General features: G+C 43.1%; 9 protein-coding genes and 3 pseudogenes. 11 read left to right on the forward strand and 1 reads right to left on the reverse strand.

Going from position 1 to position 14,572, the window contains the following annotated elements:
- Nucleotides 1-25: 25 nt before the first annotated feature.
- The 8 genes and pseudogenes from DMB88_RS12875 (at nucleotide 26) to DMB88_RS12910 (ending at nucleotide 9,520) form a co-directional block, all read left to right on the forward strand.
- Nucleotides 26-663, forward strand: a pseudogene (locus tag DMB88_RS12875) (TetR/AcrR family transcriptional regulator).
- A 13-nt stretch (nucleotides 664-676) separates the two neighbouring features.
- On the forward strand, nucleotides 677-1,930 hold the full coding sequence (locus tag DMB88_RS12880; protein WP_254438551.1) for an MFS transporter: 1,254 nt from the start codon (nucleotides 677-679) through the stop codon (nucleotides 1,928-1,930).
- A 209-nt stretch (nucleotides 1,931-2,139) separates the two neighbouring features.
- Nucleotides 2,140-3,212, forward strand: a pseudogene (locus tag DMB88_RS12885) (ankyrin repeat domain-containing protein).
- A gap of 196 nt (nucleotides 3,213-3,408) precedes the next feature.
- A complete protein-coding gene (locus tag DMB88_RS12890; RefSeq protein ID WP_128101677.1) occupies nucleotides 3,409-4,002 on the forward strand; it encodes a cupin domain-containing protein in 594 nt (197 codons plus the stop codon).
- 221 nt (nucleotides 4,003-4,223) lie between these two features.
- Nucleotides 4,224-4,925, forward strand: a complete 702-nt coding sequence (locus tag DMB88_RS12895) for a hypothetical protein (protein ID WP_128101678.1) — start codon at nucleotides 4,224-4,226, stop codon at nucleotides 4,923-4,925.
- A 537-nt stretch (nucleotides 4,926-5,462) separates the two neighbouring features.
- Nucleotides 5,463-7,052, forward strand: a complete 1,590-nt coding sequence (locus DMB88_RS12900; protein WP_128101679.1) for a methyl-accepting chemotaxis protein — start codon at nucleotides 5,463-5,465, stop codon at nucleotides 7,050-7,052.
- A 23-nt stretch (nucleotides 7,053-7,075) separates the two neighbouring features.
- Complete coding sequence (locus DMB88_RS12905) at nucleotides 7,076-7,501, forward strand: chemotaxis protein CheW (RefSeq protein ID WP_128101680.1); 426 nt, start codon at nucleotides 7,076-7,078, stop codon at nucleotides 7,499-7,501.
- 15 nt (nucleotides 7,502-7,516) lie between these two features.
- On the forward strand, nucleotides 7,517-9,520 hold the full coding sequence (locus DMB88_RS12910; RefSeq protein WP_128101681.1) for a chemotaxis protein CheA: 2,004 nt from the start codon (nucleotides 7,517-7,519) through the stop codon (nucleotides 9,518-9,520).
- A 139-nt stretch (nucleotides 9,521-9,659) separates the two neighbouring features.
- Here the strand turns inward: DMB88_RS12910 and DMB88_RS12915 are convergent, their stop codons facing one another.
- Nucleotides 9,660-10,544 (reverse strand): LysR family transcriptional regulator, encoded by an 885-nt coding sequence (locus tag DMB88_RS12915; RefSeq protein ID WP_128101682.1) that lies wholly within the window; start codon nucleotides 10,542-10,544, stop codon nucleotides 9,660-9,662.
- Nucleotides 10,545-10,655: 111 nt separating this feature from the next.
- On the opposite strand from DMB88_RS12915, the gene zwf reads away from it, so the two are divergent.
- The 3 genes and pseudogenes from zwf to gndA all read left to right on the forward strand — a co-directional run bounded on the left by zwf (nucleotide 10,656) and on the right by gndA (nucleotide 14,419).
- Nucleotides 10,656-12,179: a glucose-6-phosphate dehydrogenase gene (gene zwf / locus DMB88_RS12920; protein ID WP_128101683.1), complete on the forward strand. Its 1,524-nt coding sequence runs from the start codon at nucleotides 10,656-10,658 to the stop codon at nucleotides 12,177-12,179.
- 97 nt (nucleotides 12,180-12,276) lie between these two features.
- Nucleotides 12,277-12,942 carry a fructose-6-phosphate aldolase gene (gene fsa, locus DMB88_RS12925; RefSeq protein WP_056689807.1) on the forward strand — a complete coding sequence of 222 codons (666 nt, stop codon included), beginning with the start codon at nucleotides 12,277-12,279 and terminating at the stop codon, nucleotides 12,940-12,942.
- Nucleotides 12,943-13,040: 98 nt separating this feature from the next.
- Nucleotides 13,041-14,419: pseudogene (gene gndA / locus DMB88_RS12930) on the forward strand (NADP-dependent phosphogluconate dehydrogenase).
- The last annotated feature ends 153 nt before the right edge of the window (nucleotides 14,420-14,572 follow it).

Here is a 14,572-nt window from a genome sequence, read left to right on the forward strand (position 1 = left end):
TCTAATGCTATTGGAGGTCGAACACATGAGGATCATCAAAAATCCAGAGGAGCGTCGGAATGAAATATTGGATGCAGCCGAGACACTGTTTATTGCGAAAGGGTATACCAAAACGACAATAATTGATATTTTACAGGCGGTGAATATCGCCAAAGGCACGTTTTATCATTATTTTCAATCCAAAGAAGAGGTCATGAATGCCGTCGTGATGCGCTTTATCGCCGTTGGTGTAAATGCAGCGAAGCGCATTGCGGAGGATGATTCTTTAGATGCACATACCAAGATTTTAACATTATTACAGCTCAAGGACAGGATGTGGGCAACAAGGAACAATTCATCGAAGAATTACACCAAGTCCATAACGTAGAGATGCATCAGAAAAGTTTGGTGGAAACGATTCTGCAGCTCAGTCCGATCTTGACAGAAGTGATTGAACAAGGCATTCGGGAAGGGGTGTTTCATACTCCGGCGCCAAGAGAAGTGGTTGAGTTTTTGCTAGTCTCGTCACAGTTTTTATTGGATCAGGGCATATTCCAGTGGACAGAGGAGGAACTGCAACGCAAAGTCGAAGCGTTTATGTATATTCTGGAATGCACACTTGGTGCGGAAAAAGGGAGTTTCTCGTACATCATGGAGAGATATCGCCCGAATGAATTAAATTAGGGGGGGTAATCCTATGGAATTCACCGAACATCAATCATTTGGTAAATTTCTAATTGTATGGTTTGGGCAGCTGATCTCGACAATCGGCATTGGACTTACGGCATTTTCACTTGGTGTCTATGCTTTTGAACAAACGAGTACAGCGACTTCGGTAGCCCTAATTACTTTGTTCACCTTTTTACCAAATATCTTATTGCGTCCAATTGGAGGTGTGCTCGCGGATCGATATGATCGTCGAACGATGATGGTCATTGGAGATTTAGGGTCTGCGACAGGGTTACTCTTTATTTTAGCCATGATCATGACAGGAAATATCGAGGTGTGGCACATTTATGTTGGTGTTGCATTCAGCTCTGTATTTTCAGCTATTCAAAGTCCTGCCTATAAAGCATCGGCTACCGATCTGTTGGCAAAAGAGCAATTTTCCAAAGGCAGTGGCTTGTTACAGCTCGCTGAATCCTCCAAATTTCTATTATCACCCATTATTGCAGGCATTCTACTTACGATCACTTCAATTGAAGTTATTTTAATCATTAATATGCTTACCTTCCTTATCGCCATTCTGGCTGTACTTGTCATTCGGAGAAGCACCAAAGTGGATCGAGATGCTAGGGAAGAGAAGCCTTGGTTCACAGATCTTATCGAAGGCTGGCTCGAAGTGACCACGAATAAGGGTGTGCTGCTGCTCGTCATCATTATTTCAATGGTTACGTTCTATCTTGGATTCTTGGAAACACTCATCGGTCCAATGATCCTATCGTTCTCGGATGCCAAGACGTTGGGAATGTTTCAATCCATTAGCGCAATCGGTATGCTGATTAGCAGCCTGTGCATTGGTATTTTTACAATGACTAAGAAATATGCCAGTGTATTAGTAATTGGTTTAGTTATGTCAGGTATTTCGTTTTCCCTTATAGGTGTATCGACGAATCTCTACTTTATTATCTTTGCCGGATTCTTGTTCCTGGCGTCCCTTCCTTTTGTGAATATGAGTGCTGATGTGTTGGTACGTAACAACATTGCTAACGAAAAGCAGGGCAGGGTATGGGGCATTATCGGAATTCTCTCTCAATTAGGATTTATCGTATCTTATAGCCTAGCGGGTTTCCTGGCAGATCGTGTGTTTAATCCGTTGCTTGTTGAAGGGGGAGCCCTTTCTACGACCTTAGGTTCCATTATTGGCGTTGGACCTGGCAGAGGTATTGCTTTGTTATTTATTATTGGGGAGTGTTTGTGGTCATTATGGCTGTCATCACTTCTCGGTTAAAGCCGATTAAGCTTCTGGAGCATGGTATGGAAATGTTGCCCGCGGAGCCTGTAGGTCTAATACAAGATTGAAGACATAGTCAATGACTATCGCTACGCTCAAAGGCAGGCTACTGGATAAGGTGTAAGCATTCAATCGTCAAGAGTAACGTGATAAACTTATGAGAGTGATTATGGTAATTTTTACTTTTCTCATAGGAGGTTACATCTGTGTTCAAAATCGGAAACCAAGGAACGTTCAAAACATTGCCAGATCAAGCTCAGGCCATTTACCAAGGAGATACCGCTGCGGTAGAAGAGTTCATTGAACAGGGCATGGATCTGGAGGCTGAGATTGTACTCAGTCAATACACCGCTATGACACCTATTGATCTTGCTCTAATCAGCAATCAGCCGGCAGTAGTCAGGTTGTTAGTCTCGCACGGAGTTAATCTTAATGCCAAAAATAATCCGGCGATCCTGAAGGCCGTGAGAAGTTGTGGAGAAGAGATGGTGAGGTATTTGTACGAGAATGGTGCGAAATTAAACGGACTTAACCGTGTAAAATCAAGCGCTTATGATGAAGCTTATTATGGTAACAAAAAGAACATCCCTCTCCTGAATGAGCTTGGACTCGATATTCGTAAATATGGCGGGAAAACCTTACGCAAAGCGGTAGCTGATCACGATATGAAGACCCTCCAGTATTTGCTAGATGAAGGGTAGATATTAACTATAATGAGCCAGATATGGTCTATCCGTACAAAGCGACACCGCTCACGGTAGCGGCAAGATCGAATAACATGAAGATGGTGCGATATTTGGTGGAGCATGGTGCCGATGTAACGATTCAGGAGAAGGATGGAGAACGGGCATACACTATTGCGCTTAGTCATAAAAATGAAGAAATGGCGGAGTATCTGAAATCACTTGAACCGAAGGAATTCCATGACCTCAGCAATAGGTTGCTGGCGTTGAAGCCATACAAGTTGCCGAAAGAGTTAATTACGTTTCTATCCGAAGCACCACGGCGGATTGAAATTGCTGAGAATGAGTCCAACGTCCAGTATGTTGACATATTTAATCTTGTAGATACTGTTGAGATGAAAATGGGTAGACAGAAGCTGCTTCGCATCTCCTCGGAATTGGATCAATACTCGCATTTAATTATGGTATGGCATCCTAGTCAGAAGTGTATTGGATTCTATGATATTGAGCACCAAGAGTACGAGAATGTTGTTGCGCTTGAAGCATTTTTAGCTGATCCCGGAACTTCAATCGCGAACTACATGAATCAGCTCTGATTGATTCTGATATGTTTCAAACTTCAACCATGCTGACGAACATATTAATAAAAGTCTGGTTCCATGAACCAGACTTTTTTGAATTTCAACATTTTTTTGGCATGGCGACGAATGGAGTTCCATTTTTCTAGTTTTAAAATCGCTATATGCAACATAAAGTACACAATGAGATGAATGTGTAGAAGGAGGAAACGGCATGATCGATCCTATATTACAGGCTCCGAACGTACAGTTAGCAGGGGATTCAACAGCCGTGTTGAACTACAAGCGGGATCCACGGAATTATGTAACTCAGTTGTTTGGAGAACAGCTACCTACCATCAAAAATGGTTTCTTCAACGTTCACATGAGCAAGGGTATAATTGTGCAGCCACATTGGCACACGAATACCACAGAGATGATTGTGCTAATTAGCGGAGAGATAACAACCTCTGTATTTGACCCATTTACCCGTAAACGAATCAGTTACCATCTAACACCTGGGCAAGTGGCAATCTTTCCTAAAGGGTGGTTTCACTGGTTTGTGGCAGATACAGATGATGTGCATTTGCTCACTATTTTTGATGTGCCAACACCTGACATTGTGCTTGGTGCGGACTTCCTTGCCGCAACGCCGCCTGAGGTGGCGCATCGCGCGTATTGTATCGACGAGGAAGCCTATTCCAAGGCGGTTGCCTCCATTCAAAATGATGCAATTCTTGGTCCACCGATTGGTTGTGGAGACTCAGTATTAGGCCAGTCCAGTCAACCATCCAAAGCATCCAAATCAGACAAATCATCAAAAACTTAAATCTCACTTATATGATAGTAATACATAGACTCGTCAACTGGGATAGCATCCAGATACGGGTCTTTTTCTTGATTTTGAATCGTGTGGGTTACATAAGAAATGGAATAGAAGGCGTGTAAATTAATTTAAAAGTACATATTTCTCTGTTAGAATAGTTGGCATATATCATTTTTTTCGGTCATCAAGTTACTCAATTAACTTAGAAAGTGGAGGGCTAGACTATGGCAATGGCAGAGGCAGATATACTGGAAATCGCTGCAAAATATGCACCAGTTCTAATGTTTGATCTGAATGAACCCTTTTATCCAGACTTTGTAGGGATTTCAGTTTTGGAGCGTCCCGGAGCATCTCCATCATTCAGAAGAGAGATCGATTTTCCGATGGAGGCAGTGCAATATGTTATTGAATATGCCATCTGGTGGGATTATGAGATTGGACATTTGTACGAAATGGAACATGTATGGATCTATGTTGGTCACGACGGTGAAGTCGTGGATTGTGAAGCCAGTTTTCATGGTAAAGTACTCCGTGGCATGTTGAAGGATCGAATGAATGTTGTCGACAATCAGGTGTTTCTGTACTCACAACCGGGCAAGCATGCTTTTTCACCTTTACCTGTCGTATTTGAACTGTTGCCAGACTTATATAGTGCAGCAGGAGCGAAGGCTGGGTGTGATGGTTTGTTAGTCAATGAGTTATTCCAGGACTATTTTGAAACAAATGCTGAGATTGATGCCCGTGTGCAGAAATATCTATTAAGTAAATCGTTTATCCCTGCAATGGTGTTTGAAGAATACCACTTGAAGCTGGAAACCTTTATGCCATGGGATCAGTTGTTTACACTCATTCCACAGCGAATCAAAAGTCGATTGAAAGAACTGGAACATTGGTTTGAGCAATCTTCGTCTTCATCTTCATCTTAGTTTAGTAGCTAAGACTCAATTCTATAACTTATAAGAACAGAGAATCAAACTCTTTAGAAGAGTTTGATTTTTTTGTCATCTATGAAGATATCATCTCAATTGGATGGAATTTGAAATTCTAACCTGAATCCAAAGTCACAGAAATGCACAACCGCTAATTTGCACATGGGGTTTGCTTTTGAGTGTATGTAGGTCTTTGTGCTTGGTATAAGTGATTCTAAATACCTTACATCAGATTGAATTACAGATATATTTAAAATGTTAATGAATTTAATAGTTGTTTAGATTTTCGTGATTACGAACAATTAGTGTCTAATTTTATGGATATTTAGATTTTATTTTACAAAAAGAAAGGTGCTATAGAATCTTTTATTTTTTTCGTAATAGCGAAAAATTTAATAATTACAAATCTTCTATTCACATTTTTGATAGTAATGTCGAAATAAATCGTAAGTTGTCTAGAGCGTTGCCCGGGGGAAGGGGTTACAGACGCAATAAATACATAACTGGACACGAAGATGCCTAGGAGGAGATTAGATGAAGTGGTTCGGTAATTTGAAGACAGCAACAAAGATTATTTCAGCATTTTTAATTGTGTCCATGATTCTGGCAGCACTCGGGATTTATTCAGTCATTACATTGAGAAGTACGAACGAACGCATGCAAGAAATGTACAACAACAATCTCATCTCTGTACGAGAAATATCAGCAGCACAAGTAGATTATCAACGGATGCGTGTAGGTGTGCGTGACCTCAACACAGAATCCATTGACGCTGAACAAACTAGAATTATGGATAATATCACTTCAATTCGTCAAACGCTTGATGAACATATCAATGTCTATCGTCCATTAGCTACTACTCCTCAAGAGAGTGACCTTCTTCGCAACTTCGATACACAATATGCAAGCTATTTAAAATTATTTGACCAAGGAGCGAACCTAGCTCTTGCAGATAATTCCGCTGAATTTACCCGTTTTCTTAGAGAAACATTAAAGCCTTCTGGTGATATTGTTGTACAGCTGTTGTCAGACCTTGTGGATACGAATGTAAGCTTAGCTTCAGAAGCTAATGCCAAGTCAGAAGCGGCATATTCTTCTGCTTTTATGGTAACCATCATTTTAGTTGTTCTAGCAGTGATCTTTAGTGTATTAATCGGATATATTATTTCACGTTCCATTTCCAAGCCGTTATTGTCCATGGTGGACTTGGCAAGAGAAGTAGCGGGCGGTAATCTTACCCTCAAGTCCAATATTTCATCCCAAGATGAAGTGGGACAACTAGCCCAAGCTCTGAATCGCATGGTCGATAACTTGAAAACATTGATCGACAGCATTGTAATGAACTCACAAAGTGTTGCTGCATCATCTGAGCAAATCTCAGCAAGTACACAAGAAATTGCAAGCACAAGCACAAGTCAGTCGAGCGAGGCAGCGAATATTTCTGAACTGTTCAAGGAGCTTTCCCTTGCCATTAACTCCGTTGCAGCAAGTGCTGAAGAAGCGGCAGAGCTGTCCAATGATACCGTGAAAACAGCACGTGAAGGTGGACATGTCGTGCAAACTTCACTCGAAGGCATGCAGGCTGTGAATGTCAAAATGTCACAGTTAGAAGAAGATTCTCGCAAAATTGGTGACATCATTGAAGTGATTGATGATATCGCAGAGCAGACGAATCTACTTGCACTGAACGCAGCCATTGAAGCGGCTCGGGCAGGCGAACAAGGACGTGGGTTTGCAGTTGTAGCCGATGAAGTACGTAAACTCGCAGAACGAAGCGGTGAAGCAACGAAAGAGATCACGAACATTATTAAAGTGATGCAAGAAAATACAAGACAGAGTGTTCGTGCAGTAGCAGATAGCGTGGAGCAATCCTCCATGACAGGACAAGCATTTGATCAGATTATTGAGATGGTCAATAATTCTTCACACAAAGTAAACGAAATTGCGGCTGCGTGCGAAGAGGAAGCGGCACAGGCAGCAGAAGTGATGAGCTCTGTTGAATCAATCTCAGCATCTAGTGAGGAATCCGCTGCGGCTTCAGAGGAAACTGCTGCAACATGTCAATCACTGGCACACCTGGCTGAAGAGCTGGCTCATTCCGCATCTGCATTTAAGACTCAATAATCATATCAAACAGAGGTGACCAGATGTCTTCACTTCAGCAAGAGCAGTACATTGAACTATCCGTTGGGGCTGAAACCTGCGCGATCCGGATTGAAGAGATTCATGAAATTATTAAAATGCTTAGTATTACAGATATTCCTTACAGCCGTCCGGAGGTAAAAGGTGTTGTTAATCTTAGAGGTAAGGTTGTATGTGTAGTGAGTTTACGCAATCTGTTAGGAATGCCTGATGAGCCGGATACAAGATCAACACGAATTATTGTTGTCCGTTATCAGGAGGAATATGTGGGACTTATTGTCGATAAAGTCAACAAAGTGACTACGTATAATGAAATTCATCCTCCGACGAGCGGGCATGCCCGAAGCCGAGAAGCCGTCTTTCTTGGTGTTGGACAACGTGAAGACCAACTTGTGGGCATTTTGAAATTAGAAGAAATATTGGGCGGATAGGGAGGGGAACATGAAATGATGGATTTATCTGCCTACCGCGACATCTTCATAGAGGAATTAAATGATCAGTTGGAGCGCATGGATCAATCGCTGTTGGAACTGGAACGTTCTCCATCGGTTGAGCTTGTTCAGACGCTTTTCCGTGCAGCGCATACCATTAAAGGATCAGCTTCAACCATGGACTTTAGGGAACTAAGTGATCTAACCCATGAGGTGGAGTTTGCACTGGAATGGGTGCGTGACAAGAAGCCTGAGATAAATTCGGTGCTTATAGATACGCTGTTCCGTTCTCTAGATGCAATGAAGGTGCTACGGGATCAGTACATTAGTGGTCAGCCATTTCAGAATTTTAAGAGCGTGGTTGCGGAGATCCAATCCCTTATTCAAAAGCCCGTCGTTATGGAGCCAGTGAAGGCTCCCGAGCTTAAGAAGTCGGAATGGTTAGTTGCACAAGAGGCTGTAGATGCGGGGCGTCAGCTTTTCTCCATTCGAATTACGTTGGAAACGGCTTGTATGATGAAGGCCGCAAGATACTTTATTTTGAGGCAGAGAATTGAAGAACATGGGGGTACAATCATTGCAGCTTCTCTGGCAGATCAAGTAGCTAGTGGGGAAGACGATGATCGATACACCAATTGTGTTATTGTGGCGGCAATTGCAGACAACCCACAGGTTATGCAGGCAGAACTCTCCAATGAGTCAGATGTGCAGGGTGTGGTCATAGAGGCGTATGCTAGAGAGTTGGCCGTGGTTCCTAACGAACCAATGGTTGTTCAGGAGATAGCTGAAGCAGGTCTTGTTAACCCATCTGCGGAAAAATCACTCTCGGACGACCGTAACAAAGGTACCCAACCTACCGTAAGAGTAAACGTTGAGCGTCTGGATCATCTGATGAATCTGGTCGGAGAACTACTCATTGACCAGACCTCACTTGCTGATCTGAGTGGCGAAGGGGCACGTAGTACCCCTTCGCCGTTAATGCAGAGCATTGGCGGTGTCTCGGATCATATGGGCAGAGTGATCAAGGAGCTGCAAGAAGGCGTAATGAAGACACGTATGCTGCCTATTGATCAACTATTCAGTCGTTTCCCACGTCTAGTTCGTGATCTATCCCAGAAGCTGGGTAAAGAATTGGAACTGATTATTCAAGGCGGAGAGACAGAGCTTGATCGGATGATTATTGAGGAATTGAGTGACCCATTGATTCACTTGATTCGAAACAGTGCAGATCATGGCATTGAGAGTCGAGAGATTCGAGAGCAACAGGGTAAACCCACCAAAGGAAAAATCACACTTACCTCATTTCACGAGGAAAATCATGTCGTTATCCGATACTCGGATGATGGTAAAGGCATTGACGGTGAACGAATTAAAGCTTCTGCGTTAAGCAAGGGCTTAATTACGGAGGAGCAAGCCTCACATCTGACAGAGCAGGAAGCAGTTCATCTCATCTTTGAACCAGGATTCTCTACCGCTTCCTCGGTGAGTGAGGTTTCAGGCCGCGGAGTGGGTATGGACATTGTGAGAAGCCAGATTGGTCGACTGAACGGCATTATTGACATTGACACGGAGCCTGGTAAAGGAACGACATTCACCATCCGGTTACCTCTTACGCTTGCGATTATCAAAGGCTTACTTGTTAAAGTTTCGGGTCGTGTATTGATCATCCCAATGTACAATATTGCGGAGATCGTTCGCATCGCTCCAGAAGACATTCAAACGATACAAGGGCAGCTAGCTATCTTGAATCATGGACGTATTGTGCCGTTCCATTGGTTGCGGGATAAACTGAATTATCCGCCCACAAGCCGGGAATCCAAGACGATTCCTCTCATTATCGTTCGCTCTGTGGACAAAACCGCGGCTTTTGCTGTGGACGAAATCATGGGCAATCAAGAAGTTGTTATTAAGAGTCTAGGATCGTATCTAGGGGCAATGAACCATCTGTCTGGTGCAACAATTCTGGGCAATGGACGAGTGGCTGTCATCCTTGATGCATCGTATTTGGTAAGCCAATAGATAAGCGAACTGTCAAATCAAGATCGAATAGTAACACCATTGAGATATCATAATGGGAATAACAAAAGAGTGCTTTATTATCCTGCTGCTTAGGATGATAGGGCACTCTTTTGCGCATAAATGTTCGTTTTTGACTAAGTTACGATTTGAAGATTAGATCCATGAAGCGGTTCGTTACCAGAGAAGTAGGCATATTGCGCTTGGTCATAATTCCGACGTGGGAAGGAGGTAAGGACACATCCAGCTGAATTTCGAACAATGAGCCTTCCTCCAGTTCCTTGGATATAAACTCCCGAGTTACATATGAGATTCCTAGCCCCCGCCTTGCCAGCTCAATGAGGAGATCGACACTACCTACCTCAATTTCCGGTTTAAGCGTATAGCCATAGGAATTAAACAATTCCGTGATGGCCATCCGTACCCGGCTATTCCGAGAGAAGAGAATCAACTGATGTTCAAGCAGCATCTCCAGAGACAGCACCTTGTCTTTAAGTTCAGCATAGCGCTCCCCAGCGACGAAACAATCCTTGAGCTGAATACTTTCTCTTACTTCTAATTGAGGGTCAACAATTGGCATGCGGACAACGCCTAGATCGATTTTACCCTCTTTTAGAAATGTGATCACTTCCGGCGTGGTTCCGTGGCTTAGATGCAGCTTGATGTTTGGATATAGAACGTGAAATTCTTCGAGATAAGACAACATGTAATGTTTAAACAGGGAATCACTACCGCCAATTCTAAGCTCACCGCTATCCAAGCTTTTTAATGCAGCCATCTTTTCCTCAGCCAGAGATATTAGAATCTGTGACTGTTCAATGTAAGAGTACAGGCTCATGCCCTCTTGCGTCAGCGCGACACCTTTGGAGTTACGGTAAAACAATGTTAAACCAAAGCTTTCTTCAAGCTGCTTGATCGCATGACTGACACTTGGTTGCGTAATGTATAGTACTTTTGCCGCTTGAGTTAAACTTCCCGTTTTGGCAGCCCAATAAAACACCTTATATAATTCATAATTTGTTGTCATAGATATGGTCTATAGCTCCTGTGAAATATATTAATTACTTGTATGGCTATAAAACGTATTATAGTGTAACTACAGCAAAGAAACCAGAGTTACTTGGAAGGAGATAGTGAGATGGAACCAACATCCCTAATTTTGTTTGGTGCTACTGGCGATTTAGCCAAAAGAAAAATATATCCTGCATTATATAATTTATACATTGAGCAGAAGCTTCCAGAATCTTTCTCCTTGATTGGCTTAGGTCGTAGAGAATGGTCTGATGAATTCTTTCAGGCACAAGTGGAAAAGTCGCTTCATGAGTTTTCCAGACGCCAGGCTGATCCGGCACAAGTGAAGTCTTTTGTAAAAGCTTTTCGCTACAGTGTATTGAATATAAGCCATAAGGAAGATTATATAAAGTTGTTAGATCTTGTTCAGAAGAGAGAAGCTGAGCTGAGCATTCCTTCCAACCGTTTGTTTTACCTCTCCGTTGGACCGGAATTCTTCGAGCCAATTGCGCAGAATATCCAAGAGAGCGGCTTAGGCTCAACAGAAGGCTGGAAACGTCTTGTTATTGAGAAGCCATTCGGACATGATCTCCAGTCTGCTCGTGATCTTAATCGCAACTTGAGTGAGTCTTTCACTGAGGAAGAAATTTATCGGATTGACCATTATCTGGGTAAACCGATGGTACAACGCTTGGAGACACTGCATCAAAGTAATCCAATTATGAAGGCGTTGTGGAACAATCGCTACATCTCGAATGTGCAGATTACAGCCAACGAGACAGTAGGTGTAGAGGAACGGGCATCTTATTATGATCATGTAGGTGCAGTGCGGGATATGTTCCAGAATCACATGCTGCAATTGCTGATGATGATGGCGATCCAGCTTCCTTACAACAGCACACCGGAAAAAGTAGGCTTGAAGAAAAAGCATATTATGGAATCCATCTTACCTTTGCAAAAACAAACGGTTGGAGCGAGCGTAATCCGTGGACAATATGCAGAGGGAAGCATCCAAGGCAAACCTGTTAATGCTTATACTGCTGAACCAGGTGTAGCTGAGAACACCATGAACGATACGTTCATCGCTGCGAAGCTACAAATTGATGATTTCTTCTGGCGTGGTGTTCCATTCTACATCCGTACGGGTAAAAGAATGAAGGAGAAATCCACACGCATCGTCATTGAATTCAAAGAACCATCCGGTCAAGCTCATGGAGTCAAGAGCAACGGCTCCAAACCTAATTTGCTTGTCATTGAGATGAGTCCTGATCAAAGTATGACATTGCAACTGAATGCAAGTGATCCGCAGAATAAGGGAGACTTCAAGCCAGTACACATTGATCTTTCTCCTGATCGCGAAGATCTAGCCGAAGCGTATGAGAACTTGATTCATGATGCATTGCATGGCGATCCAACATTCTTCGCACACTGGGATGAAGTTGAGTTGTCATGGGCTTGGGTGCAACCGATTTTGGATGCTTTTACTGAGAATCTGTTACCTCTTCACTTATATCCTGCAGGAAGTTACGGTCCAGCAGAATCAGATGCGATGCTTGCGGCCGAAGGCCACCATTGGTGGTTTGACGAGCCGACTGATCAGGATACAACATCCGTAACGGATGTTCCTTTGGCAGTGAATGGCAACCTGTAATACCTAACACATGTATTCAACCAACGAGCCACTTCGAAGGATAGGTTGGAATGGCTCTGTTGGACACTAAAAATCATCTTAATGGAGGGAATTAACCATGAAATTTTTCATCGATACAGCAAACTTAGAGGATATCAAAAAAGCGTATAAAATTGGTGTACTTTCAGGCGTAACAACTAACCCATCTTTGGTTGCCAAAGAAGGCATTAAGTTTGAGGATCGCATTGAAGAGATTTTGCGTGAAGTGCCAACGGTTGAGTCCGTATCTGCTGAGGTTACTCCAGATGCTCTTACTGCAGAAGAAATGATTGCACAAGCGAATGAGTTGATCAAAATCAACAATAACGACAAAAACATAACAATTAAACTGCCAATGACACTCGCAGGTTTGGAAGCTTGCCGTTATTTGACGGAGAAAGGTGTAAAAACAAACGTTACACTGATCTTCACTGTTAACCAAGCGCTTCTGGCGGCTCGTGCCGGCGCAACATATGTATCTCCGTTCTTGGGACGTCTGGATGATATCTCAGAAGATGGAGTACAACTGGTTGCCAAAGTTGCTGAGTTGTTCCGTACACATAACTTGGATGCACAGATCATTGCAGCGTCTGTTAGACATCCGGATCACGTTACACGTGTAGCAATGGCTGGTGCTCATATCGCTACAGTTCCATTCTCTGTCATTGAGCAGATTTCCAAACACCCACTGACAGATCAAGGTATGGAGAAATTCGCAGCAGACTGGAAAAAAACAGTACAATAAGGTCTGATAAGAATGTTAGATTGAGATAAAAATATAAACATGGACTTCGGGAGGACATAATGAGTAAACAACAGATTGGTGTTATTGGATTGGCAGTAATGGGTAAAAACTTGGCTTTCAATATCGAGAGTAAAGGGTTTTCTGTATCGGTATTTAACCGTTCACCTGAGAAAACGCATGACCTCTTGAAAGAAGCTGAGGGGAAAAACCTAATCGGTACGTTCTCAATTGAAGAGTTCGTAGCATCTCTGGAATCCCCGCGCAAAATCCTGATCATGGTTCAAGCGGGTAAAGCAACAGATGCCACAATTGAACAATTGCTTCCTTACCTAGACCAAGGAGACATTATCATTGATGGTGGTAATGCGTACTTCCCTGATACTCAACGCCGCAGCAAAGAGCTGGAGGAAAAAGGATTCCGCTTTATCGGCGCAGGTGTATCCGGTGGTGAAGAAGGTGCTTTGAAAGGCCCAGCAATTATGCCAGGTGGTCAAGAAAGTGCGTATGCCTTAGTTGAACCGATTCTGACAGCAATCTCGGCTAAAGTTGGCGACGATGCTTGCAGCACATATATCGGACCAGACGGTGCAGGACATTATGTTAAAATGGTTCACAATGGGATTGAATACGGAGATATGCAATTGATTGGTGAAGCCTACCACTTGCTCAAATCCGTATTGAACGTCTCTGTAGAAGAGCTACATGAGATCTTCACAGAATGGAACCAAGGTGAGCTGGACAGCTACCTGATCGAAATTACAGCAGACATCTTCTCCAAATACGATCCAGAAACCGGTAAACCAATGGTCGACGTGATCTTGGATGCAGCTGGACAAAAAGGAACAGGTAAATGGACAAGCCAAAGCGCGCTTGATCTCGGCGTACCGCTGTCCATGATTACCGAATCCGTATTCTCCCGTTTCTTGTCTGCGATGAAAGACGAGCGCGTGGCAGCAAGCAAAATTCTGCATGGTCCTGCGACAGAAGCATTCTCTGGCGACAAAAAGCATTCATTGAGAATGTGCGTAAAGCACTGTTCGCAAGTAAAATCGTATCTTATGCTCAAGGCTTCGCTCAGATGCGTGCTGCATCCGATGAGTACGGCTGGGATCTGAAATACGGTAGCATCGCTATGATCTTCCGTGGTGGCTGCATCATCCGTTCACAGTTCTTGCAAAACATCAAAGAAGCATACGATAAAGATGCAGCGCTCAAAAACCTGCTCTTAGATCCATACTTCCAAAATATCGTTGAATCTTACCAAGGCGCATGGCGTGAAGTCGTAGCTGCCGCTGTACAACAAGGAATTCCGGTTCCTGGCTTCTCCAGCGCGCTATCCTACTACGATAGCTACCGCACAGAGCGTTTGCCTGCAAACCTGCTGCAAGCACAACGTGACTACTTCGGTGCACACACGTTCCAACGCGTGGACAAAGAAGGTTCATTCCACTTCCAATGGATGGACACGAACGAATAAATATATGTTATAGATGGTACTTAAAATGAATTAACTCCATTTATACAGCAAAAGGACATCCTTCTGTTCCTTCATGAGTACAGACTCATGAAGGAACTAGGGTGTTTTTTTATGTTTAACATCATGGTCGAAGAATGTTTGAATTTAAGTATC

Source organism: Paenibacillus sp. DCT19, from assembly GCF_003268635.1.
Classification (GTDB): Bacteria; Bacillota; Bacilli; order Paenibacillales; family Paenibacillaceae; genus Paenibacillus.

Bases quoted from the DNA above. Each gene is read 5' to 3' on its own strand.
- DMB88_RS12880 (WP_254438551.1), top strand. From the start codon at position 677: ATGGAATTCACCGAACATCAATCATTTGGTAAATTTCTAATTGTATGG.
- DMB88_RS12890 (WP_128101677.1), top strand. From the start codon at position 3,409: ATGATCGATCCTATATTACAGGCTCCGAACGTACAGTTAGCAGGGGAT.
- DMB88_RS12895 (WP_128101678.1), top strand. From the start codon at position 4,224: ATGGCAATGGCAGAGGCAGATATACTGGAAATCGCTGCAAAATATGCA.
- DMB88_RS12900 (WP_128101679.1), top strand. From the start codon at position 5,463: ATGAAGTGGTTCGGTAATTTGAAGACAGCAACAAAGATTATTTCAGCA.
- DMB88_RS12905 (WP_128101680.1), top strand. From the start codon at position 7,076: ATGTCTTCACTTCAGCAAGAGCAGTACATTGAACTATCCGTTGGGGCT.
- DMB88_RS12910 (WP_128101681.1), top strand. From the start codon at position 7,517: ATGATGGATTTATCTGCCTACCGCGACATCTTCATAGAGGAATTAAAT.
- DMB88_RS12915 (WP_128101682.1), bottom strand. From the start codon at position 10,544: ATGACAACAAATTATGAATTATATAAGGTGTTTTATTGGGCTGCCAAA.
- zwf (WP_128101683.1), top strand. From the start codon at position 10,656: ATGGAACCAACATCCCTAATTTTGTTTGGTGCTACTGGCGATTTAGCC.
- fsa (WP_056689807.1), top strand. From the start codon at position 12,277: ATGAAATTTTTCATCGATACAGCAAACTTAGAGGATATCAAAAAAGCG.